The 23,465-nt window shown below is 57.2% G+C and carries 26 protein-coding genes; 15 read left to right on the top strand and 11 right to left on the bottom strand.

Annotation, left to right across the window (positions count from 1 at the left end; translation table 11 throughout):
* Positions 1–2: 2 nt before the first annotated feature.
* From ABVT35_RS10880 to ABVT35_RS10850, 7 genes are read left to right on the top strand one after another with little or no spacing between them, the layout of a single operon-like run.
* Positions 3–176, top strand: a complete 174-nt coding sequence (locus tag ABVT35_RS10880; protein ID WP_368466439.1) for a hypothetical protein — start codon at positions 3–5, stop codon at positions 174–176.
* Positions 177–560, top strand: a complete 384-nt coding sequence (locus tag ABVT35_RS10875; RefSeq protein ID WP_368466438.1) for a DUF4326 domain-containing protein — start codon at positions 177–179, stop codon at positions 558–560. It abuts the gene before it with no gap.
* Positions 547–930, top strand: a complete 384-nt coding sequence (locus tag ABVT35_RS10870) for a hypothetical protein (protein WP_368466437.1) — start codon at positions 547–549, stop codon at positions 928–930. Before ABVT35_RS10875 ends, ABVT35_RS10870 begins: the two co-directional genes overlap by 14 nt.
* Complete coding sequence (locus tag ABVT35_RS10865) at positions 927–1,121, top strand: hypothetical protein (protein ID WP_368466436.1); 195 nt, start codon at positions 927–929, stop codon at positions 1,119–1,121. The genes ABVT35_RS10870 and ABVT35_RS10865 overlap by 4 nt, the downstream gene beginning before the upstream one ends.
* Positions 1,114–1,461: a hypothetical protein gene (locus tag ABVT35_RS10860; RefSeq protein ID WP_368466435.1), complete on the top strand. Its 348-nt coding sequence runs from the start codon at positions 1,114–1,116 to the stop codon at positions 1,459–1,461. The genes ABVT35_RS10865 and ABVT35_RS10860 overlap by 8 nt, the downstream gene beginning before the upstream one ends.
* Positions 1,454–2,527: a DUF5131 family protein gene (locus tag ABVT35_RS10855; protein ID WP_368466434.1), complete on the top strand. Its 1,074-nt coding sequence runs from the start codon at positions 1,454–1,456 to the stop codon at positions 2,525–2,527. Before ABVT35_RS10860 ends, ABVT35_RS10855 begins: the two co-directional genes overlap by 8 nt.
* A complete protein-coding gene (locus ABVT35_RS10850; RefSeq protein ID WP_368466433.1) occupies positions 2,520–2,714 on the top strand; it encodes a helix-turn-helix transcriptional regulator in 195 nt (64 codons plus the stop codon). Before ABVT35_RS10855 ends, ABVT35_RS10850 begins: the two co-directional genes overlap by 8 nt.
* A gap of 76 nt (positions 2,715–2,790) precedes the next feature.
* Here ABVT35_RS10850 and ABVT35_RS10845 read toward each other — a convergent pair whose 3' ends face one another.
* The 3 genes from ABVT35_RS10845 to ABVT35_RS10835 all read right to left on the bottom strand — a co-directional run bounded on the left by ABVT35_RS10845 (position 2,791) and on the right by ABVT35_RS10835 (position 5,873).
* Complete coding sequence (locus tag ABVT35_RS10845) at positions 2,791–3,336, bottom strand: hypothetical protein (RefSeq protein WP_368466432.1); 546 nt, start codon at positions 3,334–3,336, stop codon at positions 2,791–2,793.
* A 74-nt stretch (positions 3,337–3,410) separates the two neighbouring features.
* Complete coding sequence (locus tag ABVT35_RS10840) at positions 3,411–4,628, bottom strand: tyrosine-type recombinase/integrase (RefSeq protein WP_368466431.1); 1,218 nt, start codon at positions 4,626–4,628, stop codon at positions 3,411–3,413.
* 246 nt (positions 4,629–4,874) lie between these two features.
* Entirely contained in the window at positions 4,875–5,873 is a 999-nt protein-coding gene (locus ABVT35_RS10835) for a 4Fe-4S dicluster domain-containing protein (protein WP_368466430.1), read from the bottom strand.
* A 124-nt stretch (positions 5,874–5,997) separates the two neighbouring features.
* Here ABVT35_RS10835 and ABVT35_RS10830 point away from each other — a divergent pair, with 124 nt between their 5' ends.
* Positions 5,998–6,399 (top strand): acyl-CoA thioesterase, encoded by a 402-nt coding sequence (locus ABVT35_RS10830; RefSeq protein WP_368466429.1) that lies wholly within the window; start codon positions 5,998–6,000, stop codon positions 6,397–6,399.
* A 33-nt stretch (positions 6,400–6,432) separates the two neighbouring features.
* Here the strand turns inward: ABVT35_RS10830 and ABVT35_RS10825 are convergent, their stop codons facing one another.
* Together ABVT35_RS10825 and ABVT35_RS10820 are read right to left on the bottom strand one after the other, a co-directional pair.
* The gene (locus ABVT35_RS10825) at positions 6,433–7,590 is read right to left on the bottom strand and encodes a flavin monoamine oxidase family protein (RefSeq protein WP_368466428.1); all 1,158 of its coding nucleotides are present in this window, start codon (positions 7,588–7,590) and stop codon (positions 6,433–6,435) included.
* Between the two features lie 265 nt (positions 7,591–7,855).
* Positions 7,856–8,878, bottom strand: a complete 1,023-nt coding sequence (locus ABVT35_RS10820) for a LacI family DNA-binding transcriptional regulator (protein ID WP_368466427.1) — start codon at positions 8,876–8,878, stop codon at positions 7,856–7,858.
* 104 nt (positions 8,879–8,982) lie between these two features.
* Here ABVT35_RS10820 and ABVT35_RS10815 point away from each other — a divergent pair, with 104 nt between their 5' ends.
* Genes ABVT35_RS10815 through ABVT35_RS10795 form a run of 5 tightly spaced genes read left to right on the top strand, consistent with a single transcriptional unit; the run spans position 8,983 to position 14,929 of the window.
* Complete coding sequence (locus ABVT35_RS10815) at positions 8,983–10,476, top strand: tripartite tricarboxylate transporter permease (RefSeq protein WP_368466426.1); 1,494 nt, start codon at positions 8,983–8,985, stop codon at positions 10,474–10,476.
* On the top strand, positions 10,473–10,928 hold the full coding sequence (locus ABVT35_RS10810; RefSeq protein WP_368466425.1) for a tripartite tricarboxylate transporter TctB family protein: 456 nt from the start codon (positions 10,473–10,475) through the stop codon (positions 10,926–10,928). The genes ABVT35_RS10815 and ABVT35_RS10810 overlap by 4 nt, the downstream gene beginning before the upstream one ends.
* Before the next feature lie 41 nt (positions 10,929–10,969).
* Positions 10,970–11,932 (top strand): tripartite tricarboxylate transporter substrate binding protein, encoded by a 963-nt coding sequence (locus ABVT35_RS10805; RefSeq protein ID WP_368466424.1) that lies wholly within the window; start codon positions 10,970–10,972, stop codon positions 11,930–11,932.
* A gap of 52 nt (positions 11,933–11,984) precedes the next feature.
* Positions 11,985–13,394, top strand: a complete 1,410-nt coding sequence (locus tag ABVT35_RS10800; RefSeq protein WP_368466423.1) for an aldehyde dehydrogenase family protein — start codon at positions 11,985–11,987, stop codon at positions 13,392–13,394.
* Positions 13,391–14,929: an AMP-binding protein gene (locus ABVT35_RS10795; protein WP_368466422.1), complete on the top strand. Its 1,539-nt coding sequence runs from the start codon at positions 13,391–13,393 to the stop codon at positions 14,927–14,929. The genes ABVT35_RS10800 and ABVT35_RS10795 overlap by 4 nt, the downstream gene beginning before the upstream one ends.
* Before the next feature lie 72 nt (positions 14,930–15,001).
* Here the strand turns inward: ABVT35_RS10795 and ABVT35_RS10790 are convergent, their stop codons facing one another.
* Genes ABVT35_RS10790 through ABVT35_RS10775 form a run of 4 tightly spaced genes read right to left on the bottom strand, consistent with a single transcriptional unit; the run spans position 15,002 to position 19,689 of the window.
* Positions 15,002–16,066: a BMP family ABC transporter substrate-binding protein gene (locus ABVT35_RS10790; RefSeq protein WP_368467845.1), complete on the bottom strand. Its 1,065-nt coding sequence runs from the start codon at positions 16,064–16,066 to the stop codon at positions 15,002–15,004.
* A gap of 34 nt (positions 16,067–16,100) precedes the next feature.
* Entirely contained in the window at positions 16,101–17,021 is a 921-nt protein-coding gene (locus ABVT35_RS10785) for an ABC transporter permease (RefSeq protein ID WP_368466421.1), read from the bottom strand.
* Positions 17,022–18,116 (bottom strand): ABC transporter permease, encoded by a 1,095-nt coding sequence (locus tag ABVT35_RS10780; protein ID WP_368466420.1) that lies wholly within the window; start codon positions 18,114–18,116, stop codon positions 17,022–17,024.
* Positions 18,106–19,689 carry an ABC transporter ATP-binding protein gene (locus ABVT35_RS10775; protein ID WP_368467844.1) on the bottom strand — a complete coding sequence of 528 codons (1,584 nt, stop codon included), beginning with the start codon at positions 19,687–19,689 and terminating at the stop codon, positions 18,106–18,108. Before ABVT35_RS10775 ends, ABVT35_RS10780 begins: the two co-directional genes overlap by 11 nt.
* A gap of 325 nt (positions 19,690–20,014) precedes the next feature.
* Between ABVT35_RS10775 and ABVT35_RS10770 the strand changes: the two genes are divergently transcribed.
* Positions 20,015–21,199 (top strand): UbiH/UbiF family hydroxylase, encoded by a 1,185-nt coding sequence (locus ABVT35_RS10770; RefSeq protein WP_368466419.1) that lies wholly within the window; start codon positions 20,015–20,017, stop codon positions 21,197–21,199.
* On the opposite strand, the gene ABVT35_RS10765 is transcribed toward ABVT35_RS10770, so the two are convergent.
* Complete coding sequence (locus tag ABVT35_RS10765) at positions 21,196–22,164, bottom strand: AEC family transporter (protein WP_368466418.1); 969 nt, start codon at positions 22,162–22,164, stop codon at positions 21,196–21,198. The genes ABVT35_RS10770 and ABVT35_RS10765 overlap by 4 nt on opposite strands.
* Positions 22,165–22,355: 191 nt before the next feature.
* Between ABVT35_RS10765 and hspQ the strand changes: the two genes are divergently transcribed.
* Complete coding sequence (gene hspQ, locus ABVT35_RS10760; protein WP_368466417.1) at positions 22,356–22,688, top strand: heat shock protein HspQ; 333 nt, start codon at positions 22,356–22,358, stop codon at positions 22,686–22,688.
* A gap of 70 nt (positions 22,689–22,758) precedes the next feature.
* On the opposite strand, the gene ABVT35_RS10755 is transcribed toward hspQ, so the two are convergent.
* Complete coding sequence (locus ABVT35_RS10755; RefSeq protein WP_368466416.1) at positions 22,759–23,379, bottom strand: invasion associated locus B family protein; 621 nt, start codon at positions 23,377–23,379, stop codon at positions 22,759–22,761.
* Positions 23,380–23,465 lie beyond the last annotated feature (86 nt).

The raw sequence follows: 23,465 nt of genomic DNA, 5'->3' as shown, positions 1-23,465 counted from the left end.
CGATGATCGAGGAAATCCACTTCTTCACCCGATCCGAGCTGGTCAAAGCTTTCCGGAACTGGCTCGAGGCCGACAAGGCCGATCCGGAAGCCTTCGAAGATCCATACGGCGAAGACGTGCCGGACAGGCAGGCCGACTATCTGATCGAACAGCTCGAGCTGGTCCAGGCGAAATAGATGACCAAACCCGTCCGCATTCAGCTGTCCCGCCGGCGCGGCTTCGATCTGCAGGCCCGCAGCCGCGCCATCAACGGCCTGCCGGCGGTCAGCGTCGCCCGGCCCGGCCCCTGGGGAAACCCGTTCGTGATCGGCCGGGAATTCGTCAGGGACAAGATGACGCCGGGCGGAGGGCAGATCTCCGGCGTCGTCGGCGACGCTGAACATGCCGTGCGGCTCTATCGCCGTTTCACGGCACGGGAAGTGGCGCTGCAGGTCAAGACCTACCAGCAGCTGCGCGGCAAGAACCTCGCGTGCTGGTGCAAGCCGGGCGAACCGTGCCACGCCGACGTGCTGCTCGAAATCGCCAACAGGGACATAGGAGAGATCGATGAAAACCTATGAAGTCAAAGTCAACGGCTTCCCGCCGGTTTGCAAATCCGCAGTCTCGGCAAGCGCAGCCAGGGCCGATGCCTGGCGAGATTTCACGGAATGCTATGACTGCACCTTCCGTGAGTTTTTGTCGATTTCAACGGTTCGCCGCTGCGACGTGCCGGCCAAAGACGGCTATGACTATATCCGCCGCGCCTACAGCGTTGATGTGAAAATCGGACAGCGCGTGCGTCTGATCAATGAAGGATCATCCAGCGGCCTGGAGGGCGAAGTCGCCTATCCCGGTTTAACGACGGCACATGTACTCGTGAAGCTGGATTCTCGGCCAGATGTTCTGCGCGTCCATCCCAATTCCATTCAGATACTGGAGTGCGGTTTATGACTGACGCCGAACCCAAGGACACCAAGGCCCCCTTCCCGATCGGCGCCCAGGTCCGATACACCCGGCCCGCCAGCCTGTACCTGGTCAAATCCATCCCGTGGCGCATCGGCGACAAAACCGTGATCAGGATCACCGGGTTTTCCGAGCCGATCCCGGTCGCCCATCTGACGAGGGATGAAGGCGATGACTAAGAAAGAACTTCACTGGTACGCCGTCGGTGAACAGGACAGCGAATGCGGTTGGAAAGCCATACAGGCAGTATCGGATGACGACGCAGTAGCGCAATACCGCCAGGAAAACGACACGGAAGCGCACCGCGAAGTCGACGCTGTTTTCATAAAGAACTGGCAGGGCAAGGACGAGATCGCGCTGGAGGATTGGTTCTATTCCGGCGAAGGGCTTACCTATGGCTGTTCGTGTTGCGGCGAACCGGCCAATGAGGCGTTTGGCGGCGCTGTCATTGACGGCGACATCTATTGCGAGTTTTGCCTTGAAGACCGTCAGTCGCCGGAGGTGAACGGCAATGGCTGATGGAACCAAAATCGAATGGTGCAGCCACCCGGTCACCGGCAAGGGCGCGACCTGGAACATTATCACCGGCTGCCAGATCGAGTCGCCGGGCTGCAGGAACTGCTACGCCATGCGCCTCGCCGGCACGCGGCTGAAAAACATTCCGTCGCGAAAGAGCCTGACACAGCCGGGCAAGGCCGGCCCGGTCTGGACCGGCGAGATCCGCTTCAATGAGGAATGGCTGACACAGCCGCTGCACTGGAAAGCGCCGCGCGCCGTGTTCGTCTGCGCCCATGGCGACCTGTTCGCCGATGGCGTGACCGACGACATGCTCGATCGCGTCTTTGCCGTCATGGCGCTGACGCCGCGTCACATCTACCAGGTCTTGACCAAGCGCCCGAAACGAATGCGGGAGTACCTGTCATCGGAACAGCGCGACGGAAACATAGCGGAAAAGGCTGCGGAGATCTGCAACCGCGAACTGCCGGCTGGTCTATTCGAAGTGTACGGAGATCCAGAAGAACCGCTTATCGTCAACGCGAGTTGGCCTCTGGCAAACGTTTGGCTTGGCACATCGGTCGAGGATCAGAAACGCGCCGATGAACGCATCCCCTATCTTCTCGACACGCCGGCGGCGATCCGCTTCGTCAGCGCCGAACCGCTTTTGGAGCCTTTGTCGCTCGTGGAACTCTATCCGGGTGGCGCACAGATACTGAACGCCCTCACCGGCTGGTCACACAATCCGACGTTCAAAATGCCTGGCCTCGATTGGATTATTGTCGGCGGAGAGAGCGGCCCGGGTGCAAGGCCGATGCATCCCATGTGGCCGCGCGGTATCCGCAACCAGTGCTTAAGCGCCGGCGTTCCGCTGTTCTTCAAGCAATGGGGCGCATACCGGCCGAAACTGCTTCATGAGCCCATCGGCGCTTGCGCCATGTTCGTTTGGCCGGACGGCCGGATGTCGGACAACTTCAACAAATTCCCGCTCAGGCCCACTGTCATGCAAAAGACCGGCAAGTCAGCCGCGGGCAACGAGCTCGACGGCAAGACCTACGAGCAATTTCCGGAGATCTCCACCGATGACTGAGACAATTGAAAACACCGAAGTGCTGGCGGTGAGCATTCCGAAGGCTGTGCAAATCACCAGCCTGAGCCGCAGCACCATCTATAAGATGATCAGCGACGGCGAACTGAAAAAGCGAAAACTCGGAAACCGGACGGTGATCCTGATCGAGGATCTGCGGAACCTCCTGCAGAACGCGCCGAGCGATTAAAAGGCTAATATCATGTCATCACGGAAGGTGAGCGACGCTTTTTGGGCCTTTTACATGGGATTGCTCGTCGGCGTTCCTATCGGGACCCTTTCGGGGGTTCTTTTGGTTTGGGTTTGGGTATGGGTACGGTCGATTTCGACGTTGAGTTTTTCGATTGATTTTCTGACGACTCAATAGTGATTTGGTTCGTAATGTTCACTACCGGCGCATCGGATTTGCTTGAGAATTTCGCCGCCGCGACAGCTGCGATCGCACCGATGACCGCAACCGCAATCATGGCTTGCGCCTCATCGGACCAGTTTTTTATGTCGAAAAGCCGTCCTGAGCCTCGACTGATCTTTTCAGCCTCGGCCTTCGCTTGACCAATGTCGATATCGCTTCGGCTAAGCCGTTCAGCTAATTTACGAAGCTCCTCCAGGGCTTCAATGGAGATCGACGGGTCGACAAGTACACTCAGGTGCTCACCATCAGAGATATAGTTTCCTGGAATGATCTCGCACATTCCACCGCATTGGGGACATCTCACCCGGTTGGCAGAAAAATCTGCATCTACCGCGCCCTTAATGACAATCCCGTTTGGAAAGAAGCCGTGAATTTTACAAAACGCGATGGGTCTGTGCATTTGTCCCGTTCCAATATAAATCTTGGAAAGGGTACACATGACCACCCGCTAAAGTCGAGACCATGTCTGGCGTATCAATTCTTCCGGACTCGAATCTTAACCACGTTTTCAGACTGCCGACCGGTGCAATAGTCCGCCCACATGTCCATAAGCTGGCGGCGCTTCGCCAGCGCATCGCCCCGCCGATAGGTTCTTTCCACATCGCTTCCGACCTTGTGCGCAAGCGCGGCTTCCGCGACTTCACGAGGCGCCGTCGTTTCATCGCCGCACCAATCGCGGAAACTTGATCGAAACCCGTGCACGGTGTAGCGGTCCAGTTTCATGCGCCGCAGGACCATTTCCATCGCCATGTTCGACAGCGGCTTGCCTTCGGCCTGGCCTGGAAAGACGAACGCTGAGATCCGCGCATCGTGAAGCGGCCGCAGGATATCGAGCGCCGCCGGCGACAACGGCACGCGGTGCTCGATCCGCAGTTTCATGCGCTCGGCCGGCACGGTCCATAGCGCGCCGTCGAAATCGAACTCGCCCCACTGCGCCCCAAGCGTCTCATTGGTCCGGGCTGCAGTCAGGATCAGCAATTCGAGCGCGCGCGCGGCCAGCGCTTCAAGCCCCTGCAGGCGCGCGATAAACGCCGGCACTTCCTGGTAGGGCATGGCCGGGTGATGCCGGATATCGCTTTTACGACGCTTCGGCAGCATGTTTTCCAGATGGCCCTTCCAGCGCGCCGGATTTTCCCCGTCGCGCCACCCCTTGGACCGGGCATAGTCGAACACCGATTCAATGCGCCCGCGCGTCCTGACAGCTGTTTCCGGCGTCTTGAGCCATATGGGTGTCAAGACCTGCAACACGTCCGACGTGTCGGCCTGGCGCATCGGCCGCGTCCGGATCGGCGCGCAAGTCACTTCGAAGGTCCGACGCCACTGCTTTTCGCTTTTGTCGTTGGTCCACCGGCCGGCCATGCTTTCAAGGAATAAATCGCAGGCCTCGCCGATCGACTTTTCATCGTTCACCAGGTTGCGCCGGCGGTCCCGTTCGGCCTTCGGATCCAGTCCTGCCGCGGTTTCCTGCCGGCAGGTCTGCGCCTCGTCGCGTGCCGCCTGAAGGCTGACATCGGGATAGCCGCCCAGCCCCATTTCGCGCGGCTTGCCACCTTTCGGCGTCCAGCGGTAAACCCAGGACTTCGGCCCGTTGTTTTTTATGTTGAGATACAGCCCGCCGCCGTCGCCCATACGGCCCGGCGATTTTCGCTTTTCGACTGCAATTGCGGTAAGCTTGTTGCGCCTTCCCGCCATAGACTTGCCCTCAGTTCTTACTTTAGTTCTTACTCTGGTCCGTCGCTTTGGGCAAACAAGCATGGACAGACGCGGACGGTCAAGACGCTAGAACCCTTGAAAACAAGGCTTTCTGTGGACAGCACCGGACTCGCGCAAGTGCCAGTACGAAAGACACCTCCTCCGCCACCCTAGTTCTCTTAACCTATTTACGGATTTTCAGGTCGCGTCTATCAGCGCTCCCGCCAACTCGTGGTGAATCCTTCCCTAGGCCTCGCCACCTTCCCCCGAGATGCGCTTGTCTCTGCGTGCGAGTTTTTCAGCAAGGTTCAGGCCGATGCCGGGCTTGCTCCAGGGACAGGCCGCGATGCAGATGGCGCAACCGTGGGTCTGATTGAAAAACGGCAGGCACTTGTCAAAATCCACATACCACTTCGTTTCGCCCCGCACGGTCTGCTTTTCCGAAAAAATCGCCTCCGGCGGACAGGCATCCTCGCAGACCCGGCAGTTGGCGCAAAATGAGTCGATCCCGTGTTCCTTTGACGACGTCGCCAGGAATGGCGCATCGGTCAGAACCGCCGACAGGCGAAAGCTTGCGCCCATTTCCGGCGTAATCAGCGATCCATGTTTGCCGAGTTCGCCGAAACCGCAAGCGAGCGCCGGCGGGATGAGCGTGATCTTGCCGGCCATCGGTCCGGTTACCGGATCCGCATCCCAGCCGGCCCGCCTCAGCCAGCCCGCTATTGCCTTTGCCGCAAATGCTGCGCGGCTGTATTGCCGCATGACTTCGGCGCCTGCACTCGGCTCAGGTGCAGCGGAAATTGTTTCGAAATCGTGTTGAACCCCGACAATGATGATGTTTGCAAAGGGCGTGTCCTGGCCTTCGAAGAGCCAATCCCGATCGAGCGGGGTCGCGCCGACCTGCTCACACAGGCCGGCCGTCACATATTGCTGGAGGGCGTCGTTCCATTGTTCAGGCGTTCGTTCAGACCGACGCCCGGCCAGGTCCGGCAGCGGCGCGTCGAGAATTTTCTGACGCTCCGCACGCTGAGCCACGATGGCAGGCTCATCCGGATTGACCGTGTAGAACCAGCGCTGCAGACCTCCGTGAGGAATGTCGTCCGGATCGGGCGACCAGTAGACAATGCTTGGGCGTCGAAATTCGCTCTCGCCGAGACCGTTGACCGTATTGCCCGATATGTCCGGTGCGCACTCCATCTGTGCCGGATCCGGTGTGAATGGTCTATGGGGGTTGGGTTTGGCCATGGCGGATAATCTAGGACAAACTTGCGAAAGACGGAAATCCGGCTCCATCTCTGAAGCCGTTACTTTGCCAAATCTGCTCCGGCGTGCTGGAATTGCGCAACTCAGTCGAACAGGACCGCGAGCAATGAGCGAAGAACAGCCTCAGGGCAAACTGATGATCCAGACGATGGCGATGCCGGCGGATACGAATGCCGCAGGCGATATATTCGGCGGCTGGGTCGTCTCTCAAATGGATTTCGCGGCCGGGATAGCCGCAGGCCAGCGTGCGCACGGGCGGGTTGTGACCATTGCCATTGACGCGATGAAATTCATTCGCCCGGTCAAGGTCGGCGATCTCGTTTGCGTTTATACGGATGTCGAGCATATCGGCCGCACATCCATGAAAATCCACGTGGAAGCATGGGTGCAGCGCGACCGGTACGGCAAACATGAAAAAGTCACCGATGCGCTTTTCACCTTTGTTGCCGTCGACAAACACGGCAGGCCGGTTCCGGTGCCGGACGATGTTACCCCTGTCGGAGATTAGAAACCTATTATTGCTGCCGAGATAATCGGGGCTCTAACCGGCCAGCATCCTTTCGACCGCCCGTATGGCTGAAAACGCGGCCCCCTGTACCGTCGACTGGCTATCGCCTCCAAGAGCTTCGCCGGCGAAGTAAAGCGTACCTCCGATGGGGGCAAGCATTTCTTCCGGCGTATCGAAGCGGCTGTCGTCATACTCCATTGAATAGATGCCGCCATACATTGGATCGGCGGTCCAGTTGCGAACATACGCGCCGGTCAGGAGTCGGGATGGCGCGCCGTCATATACCGTATCAAGCTCGGTTATAACGTCACGCACAAGCGCTTCATCATTCATCTGGGCCCGCGGGGTCATCCGCTGGTTTGATGTGAACAGTCCCAGTATGTTGGACGTTGCCTGCTTTCCGAATGCGGCGTCGTAATACAGCTTTTCATCCCAGTCGTCCTCAATCTGGTCTACCAAAGGACCGGTCAGCAGCATGTCGGGATAAAATCGTTCGCGGAACGACAGAAACACCTTGAAGCCCTTGCCGAAATTGATTCCGGCGACCGCCTGGCGCCTGTCCACCGGCAGATCCGGATGAATGGCAATATCGCCACGCTGCAGAGCCGAAACCGGCACCGTCACCACCACCTTGTCGGCGGTGTGTACGCGCCCGTCGCCGGTTCGCACCCGCACCTTCGTGCCGGAATGGTCGATTTCGGTCACTCGCGTGTTTAATTCGATTGCGCCCAGAAGATGCGGAACCACGTGCTTTTCGAAAAAGCCGTACCATGTCGTATTGAAGAATTTCACCTCGGCATAAGCAAAACGCAGCAGATTGAATTGCCGTAAACGGCCCCCATACCATTGCTTGTAGGTCTGGGGTTGGTAGGTGATGGTCTCAACACCAAGATCCGTCCGGCCCGCGCCGACGATCTCGCCAAGAATTTCGGGATCGTCGTGAATCCATTCTGCCCCGACATCGATGGGAAAATCAGCGAATCCGTCCAGTCGCCGAACCCGTCCGCCCCACTGTGATCCGGCTTCGAAAATCCGGACTTTTACGCCCTTTCTGCGAAGATGAAACGCGGCGGTCAGCCCGGCGGCACCCGCCCCGACAATGATCACCTCGCGTGCCGTTTGAGCTCTCAAAACGGAAGGGGCCGCAAGCAGTGCCGCACTACCCGTCAGTATGTTTCGACGCGTAAACATTCCGCCAACCTCCAATCAAGCCGCAACGACAAGCGCGTTGTCTGCAATTATTCAGGCAATTGCTATCATGCGCCGTGTTATCTCGTAAATCGAGTTCGCGCCCTAGTGTGGTGAATTTGAAGTTCCTATCGTTGTTGCAGCTAGCGTCTGGAGGAACTTCAAATCCGTAAACCACACTAGAATCATGATGTTGCTAGTGTCCTGATTGAATCTGAAGTTCGTTCAGAGTGTGCTGCTCAATGTGACGAACTTCAGCTTCGGGACACTAGTGTTTCGGCCCCGTCGTGGCGCGCGCAATGAATTTCAGATCGATGTTCTCGCGTATGATATTGCGCTCGTCGGGTTCCGAAATCAGGTCGTAGAGCAGATGCGCTGCCTTTTCTCCGATTTCATCCGATTGGACCTTCACCGTTGTAAGGCCGGGTACGATTTCGGCGGAGCCGGCAAAATCGCCGATACCGGTAATTGAAATGTCGCGAGGCAAAACCAGCCCGGCCTGCGTTGCCGCAAACACCGCACCCTGCGCGATGACATCGTTGCCGGCAATCAGGGCCGTCGGCAGGTTGTCGCCCCGGAACAGATCAAGACAAGCCGCTTTCGCCTTTGAAATGCTGTACTGCGTGCGCAGTTTCCAGTGGTCCGGAATGTCCACGCCTGCTTCGGTCAGCACGTCCATCACCCCCCTCAGCCGCGAGGCTGCCCGGTCGTTGCCGTCGGTCGGAGGAAAGGCGATGCCGATCCTGCGGTGTCCCTGTTCGACGATGTGGGATGCCGCCATTTGGCCGGCGGTATAATTGTCGGAGCCGACACAGGAAATGCGCGAATCGGCCTGATAGTTCCACATGGCGACCGCCGGCGTGTTACGGCGTTCCAGAAGCGTATAGGTGCTGTCCTCATGGTCGAGTCCTATCAGGCCTATGCCCTCTATGCGGTGTTCAAGCAGCGAGCGCAGCAGCTTGTGTTCCTCCTTCAGGTCATAGCCATGCGTGGCGACCAGCATGGTGAAACCGAGCCCGTTGAGCGTTTCGGAAAAGGACTGGATCAGATTTGAAAAGATGGCGTTGTCCAAGGTGGGAACGATCAGCCCCACAGTGCCGCTTCGCCGGCCATGTATGGCCTGCGCCGCGCGGTTTCGGATATAGCCGGTGTCCTCCACCGCCTTTTGTATCTTTCGGCGCGTTGCAGGCTTTACCAGATCAGGATGATTGAACGCACGCGATACAGTCGCGGGCGACACGCCGGCACGGTTTGCAACATCGATGATATCAGCGAATTTTTCCCGGTTCATAAGGCATCTTACCATAAGAAATGAAAACGTTTGCATTATTATTTTCATTGTCTAGCCTCATCCTCACAAGACGTGTTTCGACTTCTGGGAGGACAGTTGGAGCGATGGAATTTCTGTCGTATTTCGGTGAGGTTTTCACCCCGATATCAATGCTGCTTCTGATCGGCGGCACCATTGGAGGATTGATCCTGGGGGCCACACCTGGCCTTTCCCCAACCATGGCTGTGGCGTTGCTGATCCCGTTCACATTTCACCTTCAGGCCGTACACGGGCTGATCCTTCTGGGCGCCGCCTACACATCAACTGTTGCCGGCGGAGCGGTCAGCGCAATCCTGCTCAAAATCCCCGGTGCACCGGCGAACATTGCCACAACACTCGATGGTCATGAGATGGCGGTTCGCGGACAGGGTGCGCGGGCCTTGCAGCTTGCGTTCCTATCGTCGCTCGTCGGCGGGCTGTTCGGTGTTCTGCTCCTTATCTTCCTCACGCCGCTGCTCGCACAGTGGGCCCTCGCCTTCGGCCCTTCGCATCTTTTCTGGCTGGCCATACTCGGCGTTACCGTCATCGGGTCGCTGGATTCGGATTCGGTCGTAAAGGGACTTCTTTCCGGATGCATCGGTATGTGGCTGGCGACAATAGGCTATGACGATATGCAGGGCGTGCAGCGCTTCATCTTTCACGATGCTCTGGGCGGGGGCGTCAATATTATTGCGGCGCTCATCGGTCTCTTCGCCATCCCCCAGGTCCTATCGATGTTTGCCAAGGGACGGCAGAATTACGATGTCGAGGCCATCAAGGTTGAGCGTCATCCGATAGGTGCCGCGATAAGTGAAGTCATCAGCCGCACGCGCGCGCTGACAATCGGCACGTTGTCCGGATCCATCATCGGTCTTATTCCGGGTGTCGGCGGACAGATCGCCGGTCTCGTGGCCTATGACCAAACCAAAAAATTCTCACCGGAAAAGGCAAAGTTCGGTACCGGGCACTCTGAGGGCGTCATTGCCGCTGAATCTGCCAACAATGCAATGGTCGGCCCTTCTCTGGTTCCGCTCCTAACGCTTTCGATACCTGGCAGTCCAACGGCTGCTGTCCTGCTTGGCGGTCTTTTGATCCATGGGATTTTTCCCGGCACCGACCTATTCGACAATCATCCCGATGTCGCCTGGCCGTTCATCAATTCGATGCTGATCGGGCAGATCCTGATGTGTGCATTCGGCATTTATGTGGCTTCGCTCGCCGCCCGCATCGCCCAGGTTCCGCAATCCATCATGGCGGCTGCGGTGCTGGGGCTGGCGGTCTTCGGATCCTACTCCGTGCAGCAATCCATGGGCGATGTCTATGTGATGATGGCGCTTGGAACCATGATGTATTTTCTCGAGCGCTTCGGCTATTCCGCCGCACCACTCGTTCTCGGGCTCATTCTTGGCCCGATAGCCGAATCCAATTTCATTCAGGGTTCGCTGATCGCGACCGCAACGGACGGCCAGTTCCTCTATTTCTTCAGCGGCGCTCTGAACCTCTTGTTGATAGCCGTCGTCGTCGTCTCCATCGGCTATTCGGCCATGATGGAAATCCGCAGCAGGAGGGTAGCAGCATGAACCGCACACAGCACATGGTGCCATCCGGCATCGTGACCCTCGTCGCCCTGTGGGTCTGCTGGGTCAGTTACACGCAGCAGCCTGCCGATGCCTTTCTCTTTCCGCGTCTGATTTCAACGATATTCCTGGCGCTTTCCCTGTGGACATTCGGCAAGGCCGCGCTCGGACTTTCAAAGGTCGGCGCTGGCGTGTCCCTTGCCATGATGCGCAACCTTGCGCCGGGTTTCATTGTGGCGGGTATCTACGTGTTCTGGGCGGCCAAGACTTTTGGATTTTATGCCGCTTCGACGGTCGCGTTCCTGATTTTGCTGACGATCTACGATCCGGCCCCGCATGACAGCGCGCGCACCTGGATCAGGCGCATCGTCATAACGGCCGTCTATATCGCGGTCATCTACGGTCTCTTCGCGTTGGTGCTGAAAGTTTACACACCGCGCGGGATGTTCATGTGAACCGCCGGGAACAGGCGGATAACCCAACAAGGGAGGAATAAATGAGAAAACTGATAATTGGCCTGGCTGTCGCATTGATGGGAATGGCCGGAACGGCAATGGCGGGTGATTACCCCGAAAGACCGATCATGCTCATGGTGTCCTACGGCGCCGGCGGTGCAACCGATTTTCAGGCGCGCATCGTGACGATGACCGCCGGCAACGAAGATGCGCTGGGCATGCCCATCGCCATTATCAACAAACCCGGTGCAGGCGGCCGTGTCGGATGGAACTGGTTCGCCAAGGAAGCGGAAGCCGACGGGTATACGCTGGCGGCATACAATATTCCCCATTTCATTGCGCAAAGCATCAAGGGCGGCGTTGAATACAAGCGCGACAGTTTCGAGCCGATCGCAAACTGGGGTGCGGACCCGGCCGTGTTTGTCGTGGGCAAAGACAGCCCGTTCAATTCGATGGCGGATGTCGTCGCCTTCGCGAAGGAAAATCCCGGCAAGCTGACATTTTCAGGTGCCGGCCTGTTTGTCGGTCATCACATTGCCGCGCTCCAGATTGAAAAGGCTGCCGGCGTCAAGATGCAGTACATCCCGACCAAGGGCGGCGGTGCAGCAGCAATGAAAGCCGTTATCGCCGGCGACGTCATGGGAGGCATCAACAATCTCTCCGATGCCTATCGCGCCCGCGAGGCCGGCAATGTGAAAATCCTTGGCGTTGCGGATGTGAAGCGCAATGAGGAGTTTCTACCCGATGTTCCGACAATGAAGGAACAGGGACTCGACGTCGACGACAGCTCGGTCAATTTCCGCGGCATCATGGTTCCCAAGGGAACGCCGCCTGAGGTGATCGACCGACTGGCGGCGACCGTGCCTGACATGTTCAAGAACAAACGCGTTGCGGGGAAAATGAATGCGGGCGGTTCGCCCATGCACATCATGACCCGCGAAGAGGTGCAGCAGATGTGGAAAGAGCGCGAAGAGTATCTCAGCCAGCTACTGCAGGGTCTTTAATACCGAAACGCGGGGCGGTTCCCTGCCCCGCGATCCAGCCAGGAAAGTGCTTATGTCCGATCAAACCGAAATTGCCGTTGTTGATGAACTGGTGGCCAGAGCAAGGGCCGCGCAGGCCGGATATGCCGATGGTGCGACTCAAGAGCGATACGACCGGGCTGCACAGGCGGCGGCCTGGGCGATCATGGAACCTGCGCGCAATGCGGAAATGGCCGAGCTGGCGGTCCGGACAACCGGCCTTGGCAATGTGAAAGACAAGATCCTCAAGAACCATCGCAAGACACTCGGCTTGATGCGCGACCTTTCCAAAGCAAAAACCTGCGGAGTTATTGAGGAGGAAGCCACAACCGGCATCACCAAAATCGCCCGGCCCATCGGTGTCGTCGGCGCCGTCGTGCCCTCGACCAATCCGGTGGCGACACCGGCGAACAACATCATCAACGCACTCAAATGCGGCAATGCGATTATTCTCTCGCCATCGCCGAAGGGCGTGGAGGCGTGCACGCGGCTGCTCGGCTATATCCATGCCGAATTTGACAAAATGGGCGTCAGCCGGGATCTGGTACAAATGATCCCGCCGCCGGGAACCAAGGCAAGAACGCAGCGTCTTTTGGAGACCGCCGATCTGGTGATCGTTACCGGGTCACAGGACAATGTCCGTCGCGCCTATTCATCGGGAACACCTGCGATTGGCGTCGGAGCCGGCAATGCGACCGTAATCGTTGACGAAACTGCCGATACTCGCGATGCGGCACAAAAGATCGCGGCTTCCAAGACCTTCGACAATGCAACGTCCTGCTCGTCGGAAAATGCAGTCATTGTTGTCGACAGTGTCTATGACGAATTCGTTGCGGCTTTGGCTGAATTCGGTGGCGCCACGGTTTCACCGGCGTTGGAACCACAGATCGTCGAGCGCCTTTGGCCAGGCGGCAAGCTCAATCGCAATGCGCTCGCAAAGGATGCCGACGTCCTTATCGACACTCTGCAACTGCATGACCATGTTGATGCGGGAACCCGGTTCATTGCAGTTCCGACAAGCGGTGTTGGAAAGAGCTATCCGCTGTCAGGAGAAAAGCTCTCGCTCGTGCTCGCGCTCTATCGCGCATCGGATTTCGACAGTGCCAAGGAATTGGCAGGCCGGTTGCTCGCGCACCAGGGCGCGGGACATTCCGTCGGCCTTCACTCTCGCGATGACGCGCGTGCGGTTGGGCTCGGACGGGATCTGCCTACCTGCCGGGTTATCGTCAATCAGGCCCATTGCTTTGCAACGGGCGGAGCGTTCAACAACGGTCTGCCGTTTTCTCTCTCCATGGGATGCGGAAGTTGGGGCGGCAATTCCATCGATGAGAACCTGCACTGGAAGCATTTTTTGAACATTACGAAAGTTGTGCGGGAGACCGACCCGGACGAGCCATCCGTCGATCAAATCTTCCAAGACTATTGGGCAGAGGCCGGAAAGTGACCTGGGACAAAAACTCTCGCCCAGAAGGCACGGTGCGCGATCTGCTCGACAGCCGGGCCAAACATGCGCCCAATGCCGTCAGTCACATATTTGCACATGACGGCAGCACGCTGACCTGGGCGCAATTGCGCCACAAAGCGAAAAATATTTCCGACACGCTCACTGCAATGGGCATAAAAAAGGGCGAGAGTGTCGCGCTTTGCCTGCCCAACAGCCGACTGGCGATCCTGTGTCTGTTCGGTGTCTTTTATGGCGGTTTTCGCGCGACCCCGCTCAATCTGGTCGCAGGCCCTGAGGCGCTTGGATATGCGCTGTCGCACAGCAAATCACGGTTTGCCTTTGTCGGTCACGGCCAGGCAGAACTGTTTGAGGCCGCGTTGCGCGCAGTTCCGTCGGATGTAACCGCTATTACGGTGTCTGACCGGATCAATTGGCCCGATGTTGGCGACTGGGTCCCTCAACACGATGTTGCCGGTAACGACCATGCGCTTTTGATGTACACGTCCGGCACGACCGGCCGGCCAAAAGGCGTGTTGCATTCACACGCCGGATTGCTTGCCGGCGGCTGGAACACCAGTCTTGCGCATGGCCTGACGGCTGATGACCGCGCGCTTTGCGTTCTTCCGTTTTTTCATATCAACGGGCTTTGCGTCACCTTGATCGCGCCGCTTGTTTCGGGTGGGTCGGTCGTAGTTTGCAAGAAGTTTTCAAACAGCCGGTTCTGGGATCAGTGCGCACAATTTGACGTCACCTGGTTCTCAGTAGTGCCGACGATCATCTCGCATATCCTGCATTCCGATGCGGAGCCGGATGGGGAAACTATCGCCAAAATCCGGTTTGGCCGGTCTGCATCCTCGGCACTGGCGCCCGAGGTTCACTCGGCGTTTGAAGAACGCTTCAAGATACCGATTATTGAGACCATGGGGCTGACGGAAACGGCGGCACAAATACTCTCCAATCCTTTGCCGCCGGCGCAGCGCAAGATCGGCTCTCCGGGCATCGCCTTTGGAAATGAGGTCGCCATAATCGATGAGGACCTCAAAAAAGTCGCCAATGGTGCATCGGGCGAAGTGGCTGTTCGCGGACCCAATGTCATGCTGGAATATCTGGATAATGCCGAAGCAACCGGAAATTCGTTCACTGCCGACGGGTGGCTGCGAACCGGCGATCTCGGGCACATGGATGAGGACGGCTATGTGTTCATCACGGGCCGTCTGAAGGAGCTCATTATCAAGGGCGGTGAAAACATCGCGCCACGCGAAGTCGACGAAGCGCTGTACGGGCATCGTGACGTTATCGAGGCTGCCGCCTTTGCGCGCCCCTGCCCCCGCTATGGCCAGCGGGTCGAGGCGGCCGTCAGGCTGCGGCCCGGAAGCGCGGTGAGCCAGAGTGAATTGATTTCTTTGTGCGGCGAAAAACTGGGCGTTTTCAAGAGCCCGGACCGGATATTTGTTCTGGATGAATTACCGAAAGGTCCGTCGGGCAAAATTCAGCGGATGAAACTTGCTGAAATGACCGCCTCCGAGGTTGGATGAGTTCAACCGATCCTCCCAGGCAAAAGAAAAGGCGCCGATTGGCGCCTTTTCCATGTCTTGTTTAACTGCGGTTTACTGCGGCAGCTTGTCGTCGACACCCTTGACGTAGAAGTTCATGCCAAGCAGCGTGCCGTCGTCGGCCACTTCGTCGGCTTTAAGCCATTCGGAACCGTCCTGCTTCATGACAGGTCCTGTAAACGGCTTCAGCTCGCCGGTGGTGATCTTGGCTTCCGTTTCCATGGCCAGCTGTTTTACATCATCCGGCATGTTGGTGTACGGCGCCATGGTCAGGATGCCGTCAACAAGACCGTCCCATGTGGACTGGGTTTCCCAAGTGCCATCAAGCAAAGCCTGGGTGCGCTTGATATAGTATGCACCCCAGGTATCGACAATAGCGGTCAGCTGGGTTTCAGGCCCTGCTTCGATCATGTCGGATGCCTGTCCGAATGCCTTGATACCGCGGTCGGCGGCGACCTGCATCGGAGCCGTCGAGTCGGTGTGCTGCGTGAGGATATCGACACCCTGGTCGATCAGCGCCTTTGCAGCGTCGGCTTCCTTACCAGCGTCAAACCAGGAGTTCACCCAAACGACCTTGATCTGGAAATCCGGGTTGATGGACTGTGCTCCAAGAAGGAAGGAGTTGATGCCCTGCACGACTTCCGGAATCGGGAAGGATGCAATGTATCCGGCGACACCGTTTTTCGACATTTTGCCAGCAATCTGGCCCTGGATATAACGGCCCTCGTAGAAGCGAGAGTTATAGCTGGCCATATTGTCGGCGGTTTTATAGCCGGTTGCGTGTTCGAACTTTACCTTCGGGAACTTCTTCGCAACGTCCAGTGTAGGCTCCATGAACCCGAAAGACGTGGTGAAGATCAGCTCACAGCCGGACCGGGCAAAGCGTTCGATGGCGCGTTCTGCGTCCGGACCTTCGGCAACATTTTCAAGATACGGTGTCTCGATCTTGTCACCGAAGTGGTTCTGCAGTTCCTGGCGGCCGATATCGTGGGCCTGCGTCCATCCGCCGTCGGTTTTTGAACCGACATAGACGAAGCAGACCTTTGTAGCAGCCTGGGCAGCAGTTGCGGCAAAACTCATCACCGCGGCCGTTGACAGGGCCAATAGTAGTTTTTTCATCATGTTCACCTCTTCTGTTATGGTCGAATTGCTATCAGCGATCCGGGACGAAAGACTGGCCAAGCGAGGCCGGTGTATTCATCAGTGTCAGGCGTCTGTTGCGCGAAATAATGACGAGGACGAGGATCGTCGCCAGGTAAGGAAGCGCGGACAGAAACTGCGACGGAATTCCGAAGCCGAGTGCCTGAGCGTGCAACTGTCCGATGGTTACCGCACCGAACAGATAGGCGCCAGCAAGAACCCGCAGCGGACGCCAGCTTGCAAAGACAACCAGTGCAAGTGCGATCCAGCCACGACCGGCTGACATGTTTTCCACCCATTGCGGGGTGTAAACGAGAGAGAGCTGAGCGCCGGCAAGGCCGGCACAGGCGCCGCCGAACATGACGGCGCAGTAGCGGGTCTTGATAACCGAAATGCCGAGTGCATGCGCCGAACCATGGCTGTCGCCGATGGCACGAAGCTGCAGGCCGAGCCGTGTCCTGAACAGGAACCAGCTCACGCCGACGACGCACAGGATCGAAAGATAGAAGATAAGATCCTGATTGAAGATCAACGGACCGAGCAGCGGCAGTTGATCAAGCAGCGGAATGGCGATCGGTTCCAGTTGAACGCCTGCCTCGCCGACAAAGTTCTCGCCGATCATGCCTGACAGGCCGAGGCCCAGAATTGTCAGCGCCAGGCCGGTCGCCACCTGATTGGTAACGAGTGTCAGCGTCAGGAAACCGAATAGCAGGGAGAATACACATCCTGCCACGGCTCCGAATAGTGCGCCCAAATAGGGATTGCCCGTGACTTGAGCCGTCGCAAAGGCGACGACGGCGCCCATGACGATCATTCCCTCAACGCCCAGATTAAGGACGCCGGACCGTTCCACGACCAGCTCGCCCATTGCCGCCAGTAGCAGCGGCGTCGCAGCCGTCGTGACGGTGAGAAGTACAGCCTCTATCAGTGTCATTTAAGCGCCCTCCTCGGCCAGTTCGGCATGTCCGGCGAATTTCAGCCGCACGCGGTAGTGGATTAATGTGTCGCAGGCCAGAACGAAGAACAGCAGGAAGCCTTGGAAAACACGCGCGATCTTGTCAGGCAGGCCGATGGATATCTGCGCCGCTTCGCCGCCCAGATATGTCAGCGCTAGTACAAGACCGGCGGCAAAGATGCCAAGCGGGTTCAGGCGGCCGAGAAAGGCTACAATGATGGCTGTGAAGCCGTACCCGGGCGAAATGACCGGCTGAAGCTGCTCAATGGAGCCGGAAACTTCGGAAATGCCTGCGAGGCCTGCAAGTCCGCCGGAAAACAGGAAGGCGAAGAACACCATCTTGTTGGCGGAGAAGCCTGCGAACTTGCCGGCGCGGGCCGATTGCCCGAGAACCGACACCTGGAAACCGCGCAGCATGTAGCTCATCATGAACCATGTCAGCAGCGTAGCGACAATGGCGAAGATGATGCCAAGGTCAGCCCGACCCGAGGCCGGCAAGATCTCCGGCAGAATGGCTTCCGGGCCGAATTCGCGGCTTTCCGGAAAGTTGAAGCCCTCCGGGTTGCGCCACGGTCCGCGCACCAGCCAGTCCAGGAACAGCTGTGCCACATAGACAAGCATCAGGCTGGACAGAATTTCATTGGTGTTGAACCGGGTCTTCAATAGCGCGGGTATCGCCGCGTAGGCTGCCCCGCCTGCAATGCCCATGATCAGCATGATCGGCAAAACCAGGAACGAATCCCACTGGTGGAACATGACGGGCAGGATCGCCCCGACAATGCCGCCGATGATGAACTGTCCCTCGGCACCGATGTTCCAGTTGTTCGACCGGAAACAGACCGACAGACCAACGGCAATGAGGATAAGCGGTGCGGCCTTGATGGCCAGCTCATGCAGCGACCACATTTCCGTCAGGGGTTCGATGAAAAAGCTGTAAAGCGCATCGAAAGGGTTTTTGCCCAGCGCCGTAAACATGATGGCACCGGCGATGATGGTCAGTCCCAGTGCGATAAACGGTGAGACCACCGAAAACAGCGCTGAGTGCGATGGTCTGCGTTCCAGCTCAATGCGCATGAGCAGCCTCCAATTTGATATCTTCGACCGGTGCGTCTTCACCGTGGATGCCGCCCATAAGCAGGCCGATACGTTCAAGGGTCATATCTGCCGCCGGTTCAGCGGCCGAGAGCCGACCCTCGTTGATCACGGCAATGCTTGTTGCGACTTCGAAAATCTCGTCCAGGTCCTGGCTGATCACCACAACCGCCGAACCGGATTCGGCAAGGTCTATGAGTGCCTGCCTGATGCGGCTCGCCGCGCCGGCATCCACACCCCAGGTGGGCTGGTTGACGATGATGACCGAAGGTTTGCGATCAAGCTCCCGCCCAACGATAAACTTCTGAAGATTGCCACCAGAAAGAGACGATGCATCCGGATCTTCACCCGACATGCGCACATCCATGTCCTTGATGATGCGTTCAGAAGCCTTTTTGACGGCGTCATATCTAATGACTTTCAGCGGGCCGCCGGTCAGAAACTCGCTGGCATCCGAGCGATAACGGGCCAGTACCATGTTTTCCGACAACGACATCGAAGACACAGCGGCATGACCATGGCGCTCTTCCGGTACAAATCCGGCACCCAATAGCCGCCGGGCGGTAATGCCCATGCGCCCTGCATCGGTACCACAGATACGCACGTCGTCGGCGTTGTCACTCATCTCTTCACCGGACAGAACATCGAACAACTCGCTCTGACCGTTGCCGGCAACACCGGCAATTCCGATAATCTCACCGGCGCGGACCGAAAGATCTATATCTTTAAGCGCGACGGCAAATGGCGTGCGGGCCGGTGCCGAGAGTTTTTTCGTTTCGATCAGGACCTTGTCGGTGATCTTGCCTCCGGTGTTGGAGACTGATTTCACTTCGGAACCGACCATCATAGTGGCCAGCGAAGCCGGGGTTTCAGCCCGTGGATCGCAAGCGCCCGTCAGTTTGCCGTGGCGCAGCACCGTCGCACGATCACAGATACGCTGCACCTCTTCCAGACGATGGCTGATATAAAGCACCGAACGGCCTTCGGAGCGGATCTTCTCCAGAGTTTCGAACAGCCTGTCCGCCTCCTGAGGCGTCAAGACCGATGTCGGCTCGTCGAGAATTATGAGTTCCGGATTTTGCAGAAGCGTGCGGACGATTTCGATCCGCTGCCGCTCACCAACAGAGAGGTCTGCAACATGAGCATTCGGATCAAGCGGCAAGCCATATTCACGCGACAAGACAGCAGCCTGTTCCGAGATGTTTTCGATGCTCACATTGCCGTCCATCGACAGTGCGATGTTTTCTGCAACCGTCAACGCTTCAAAAAGCGAGAAATGCTGGAAGACCATGCCGATGCCAAGTGCACGGGCCTGACCCGGGCTGCTGATCACCACCGGTTTGTCTTTCCAGATAATCTGTCCGGAAGTCGGCTCAAGCGAGCCAAAGAGCATTTTGACGAGAGTTGATTTTCCAGCGCCGTTCTCACCGAGAAGCGCATGGATCTCACTGGATTTGATTTCGAGGTCAATCCCGTCATTGGCGCGCAGTTCACCAAATATTTTGGTCAAGCCGCGCACTTCCAATAGGCAGTCACCGTGCCCAGGTTCCTGAATAGCCAAATTTTCCTCCCCCGCATTTAAGCGGATCCAACCAATAATGATCCTAGGCGCAGTCGGTATGGCCCGGAAAGATGGTACGACAATAAAGAGCTTCAAATTTTTGATGCATAATTGCAGGACTACCTGCATATGTCATCCTAGTGCCTTTCTTCCCCGCAGCTTCATCCACACGGAAATGCTGCAGCGCAAAAACACTGGGTACGAATTGCAGTGATCGAACTGCGGCACTTGGCCCTGCAAGTCTTCTTTTTAAACGGCTTCAACCGTTGTATTAGATTGGAGCATAGGAGCTAGCCGACGTTTCGGACAAGGACAAATTATGGCCCAACATTACGACATCGCCGTCGTTGGCGGAGGACTTGCGGGGGCTACCGCTGCGCTCGCCGCCGCGAATGCCGGCTACAAAACAGCGCTGGTTGCACCCAGACACAAATCCACGGACGGCCGGACTACCGCTCTCATGATGCCTTCGATGGAACTGCTCGAAAGGCTTGGTATCTGGCCGACAGTCCGTGATGTTGCCGCACCGCTGCGCAGCATGCGCATTATCGACGGGACATCACGCCTGATTCGGGCGCCGACGGTTACATTTCATGCCAGCGAGCTCGATATCGAGGCGTTTGGATACAATATTCCCAACGCGCCGCTTCTCGATGCGCTCTTTCATGCCATCGAAACGTCTGGCGAAATTGCCCATTTCGACCGGTCGGCGGACCTGATTGCCGATACGCAGGATCAGGTAAATCTGGTGCTTGAGGATGGAACCGAAATTTCATGCGCACTGTGCGTTGGTGCGGACGGCCGCAATTCCAGGGTACGCGCTGCTTCCGGAATCGGTGTGCGCGACTGGCGTTATCCGCAAACTGCAATCGTGCTCAATTTTTCACACGAATACGGGCACGCCGATACATCCAACGAATTTCACACCGAAAAGGGTCCGTTTACACAGGTGCCCCTGCCCGGCCGTATGTCGAGCCTTGTTTGGGCGCTGAGCCCGGCGGATGCGGATATGATGAAGGCATTATCCCGCGAAGAGCTGGCGCTGGCGATCGAGCAAAGAATGCAGTCCATGCTGGGTAAGATAACCATAGAGAGTGCCGTGCAAAGCTTCCCGTTCAGCGGCATGATCGCGAAGTCGTTCGGAAAGGGACGCATGGTTCTTGTTGGCGAGGCAGGCCATGTGTTCCCGCCGATCGGAGCGCAAGGACTTAATCTCGGCTTACGGGACGTGCTTGAGCTGATCGATGCTCTCACGCGTGTAGGCGGGCCTCAGAACGCACCAGAGGCGGTTCGCAGCTATGACAGACACCGCAGAAGCGACGTTGTTTCACGAACCGCCAGCGTCGACATGCTGAACCGAACGCTCCTCAATGCCTTTTTGCCAGTCCAGCTTGCCCGATCGACCGGACTTGCTGCCCTTTCAGCCTTTGCGCCTCTGCGTAATTTCGCCATGCGTGAAGGGATGAAACCGGGCGGTGGGCTGGATGTATTCCGGAGACATTAGCTGCCGGGAAAGATATCCGCAGGTAAAATTCCTGATTTGATCGCATAGAGCAACGCTGTGACCGTCAGAACGGAAATTGCGGTGGTCACAAGTATGGTTGCGGATGCGCGCTCCACCCAGACGCCGTACTGATGCGCAAGGACGAACACGTTTGTGGCAGTTGGCAATGAGGCCAACAGCACCGCGGTAAAGATCCATACCGTATCAAAGTCACCGACAAGGCCCATGGCGAAATACACAATCACAGGGTGGAGGATCAGTTTGGTGGGCACGATGTACGTCAGTTCGAGCGGCACGCGTTTCAATGGCCGCAGGGCCAGTGTCACACCCATCGCAAACAACGCGCATGGTGCTGCTGCCTGTGACAGGTATTCGATGAGACGTTCGGGCGCTGCAGGTATTGGCACGTTTATCCATGCAACAAATATCCCGGCCATGGTCGCCAGAATAAACGGGTGCAAGAAAATGCGGCGTGCGATCAGAGCCGCGAGCGACGGTAAAGAGCGTTTCTCACTGCCTGATATCGCCATCATGCAGGGGGCAATGGCAAAGTGCATGATGTTCTCGAAACAGAAGATGAGCGCGACGGGTATTGCCGCCCTTTCGCCAAATGCCAAAATAGCGATGCTGGGGCCCATATAGCCGATATTGCCGTAGGCGGCAGCCAGGCCCTGGATGGTTCCTGTTGCTATTGTTTTTCTGCCGAGTGCGACGGCAATGGCGAAGATCAGTGCGAATATGGAATAGGTCGACAAAAGGCTTGCAAGAATGAAATCCATCCGGGCAAGTTCCTCGATCGGCGTACGCGCCAGCAGTTTGAAAAACAAAGCCGGAAGAGCCAGATAAATGACAAATATATTGAGCCAGCCAAGCGCATCCGCCGGCTGGTGAATCAGCCGGGCGGTCAGATACCCCAGGAATATGAGCCCAAACAGCGGCAGGATAAGCGCTGCGATCTCAGACATCGGCGAATCTTGTCATGGCGATACAGCTTGTATTCAAAAAGCCTTGATAATCAAGCGGCTAAGGCCCGCCTATGTCGAATCCACGACATCAAACGGCACCGGCACTCCCGCATTTGTTACCGTTTAATGCCGAAAGTCATTGATATTGCGGGCGCATTCCCTCTATTAGTGTCTATAGGAGACATCCAGTTATGCTTAAACCGCGCACGGCAAAATTTCAGATCGGACAAATGGTAAAGCACCGCGTTTACCCGTTTCGCGGCGTTATATTCGACGTGGATCCGGTGTTCGACAATACTGAGGAATGGTATCAATCCATCCCCGAGGATGTGCGGCCGCATAAGGAGCAGCCGTTCTATCATTTGTTCGCGGAGAACGAGGACACGGACTATATCGCCTATGTGTCGGAACAGAACCTTGTTCCCGACGACAGCGGGCAGCCGGTACAACACCCTCAGATCGCTGAGATATTCGAAGGGCCGGATGATGGAATGTACAAGCTTCGCGGACCGGTTGGCCACTAACTGCGTCAGATCATTCGAAGTTGGTCGTTAAAAGAAAAGGCGCGGTTTGATCCGCGCCTTCTTTTGTTTCCTAGTTCTCTTCTTTCGCCTTTTTCTGGGCTGCCTCGAGCTTTTCTCGGGCCGCCTGCGCTTTACGCTGCATTTCTTCCTGCAGCAGGCGCTGACGTTCCTGGAGCTCGGACTGTGCGACCGGCTCGCCATCGAATGCGTCCGTAAATCCTTTCAAAGAGATCTTTATCGGATTGGGCGCGCGCTGGAAGTTTACCGACGTAAACACGACTTCACCGCCGCGCTTGAATGAATCGATGATCGCATCGGTCAGCGGAACCTGGGCGACGCACTTGTCAGGCATGCAAACCGAATAAGGAATAAGCTGAGACTTGCCGCCGTCGATCTGCATACCGACGCCGGGCGGAATTGTGCGTGCTGACGGCACAGAAACCTGGAGCATCTTGTTGTTGACTTTTCCTTCAACAGTGATCAGCCCGACAGCCGTTAGCAGTTGTCCGGTGGATGCGGTGGTGATGTTCTGCACAACGCAAACATCATTGTCTTCCTGCTTTGTGCAAACCTTGTACCAACGCTGTGTCGGTGCCTGTGCATAGGACATGCTCGACAGCGCAACAGATACGGCGCCCGCAAATGCTGTCGCCAACGCAGTCCTTGTGACGTTTGAGGTCCTGAAGGTCATTCGTCTAATTTCTCCTGGGCTTTCAATACTTCATTATTACCAGCAGTGCTGCGCGCATCCTATATGGAAAGCGGCCCATCTGCAGC

Source organism: Hoeflea sp. TYP-13 (genome assembly GCF_040932035.1).
GTDB lineage: Bacteria > Pseudomonadota > Alphaproteobacteria > Rhizobiales > Rhizobiaceae > Hoeflea_A.
This window is presented reverse-complemented; position numbering and strand designations above follow the sequence as displayed.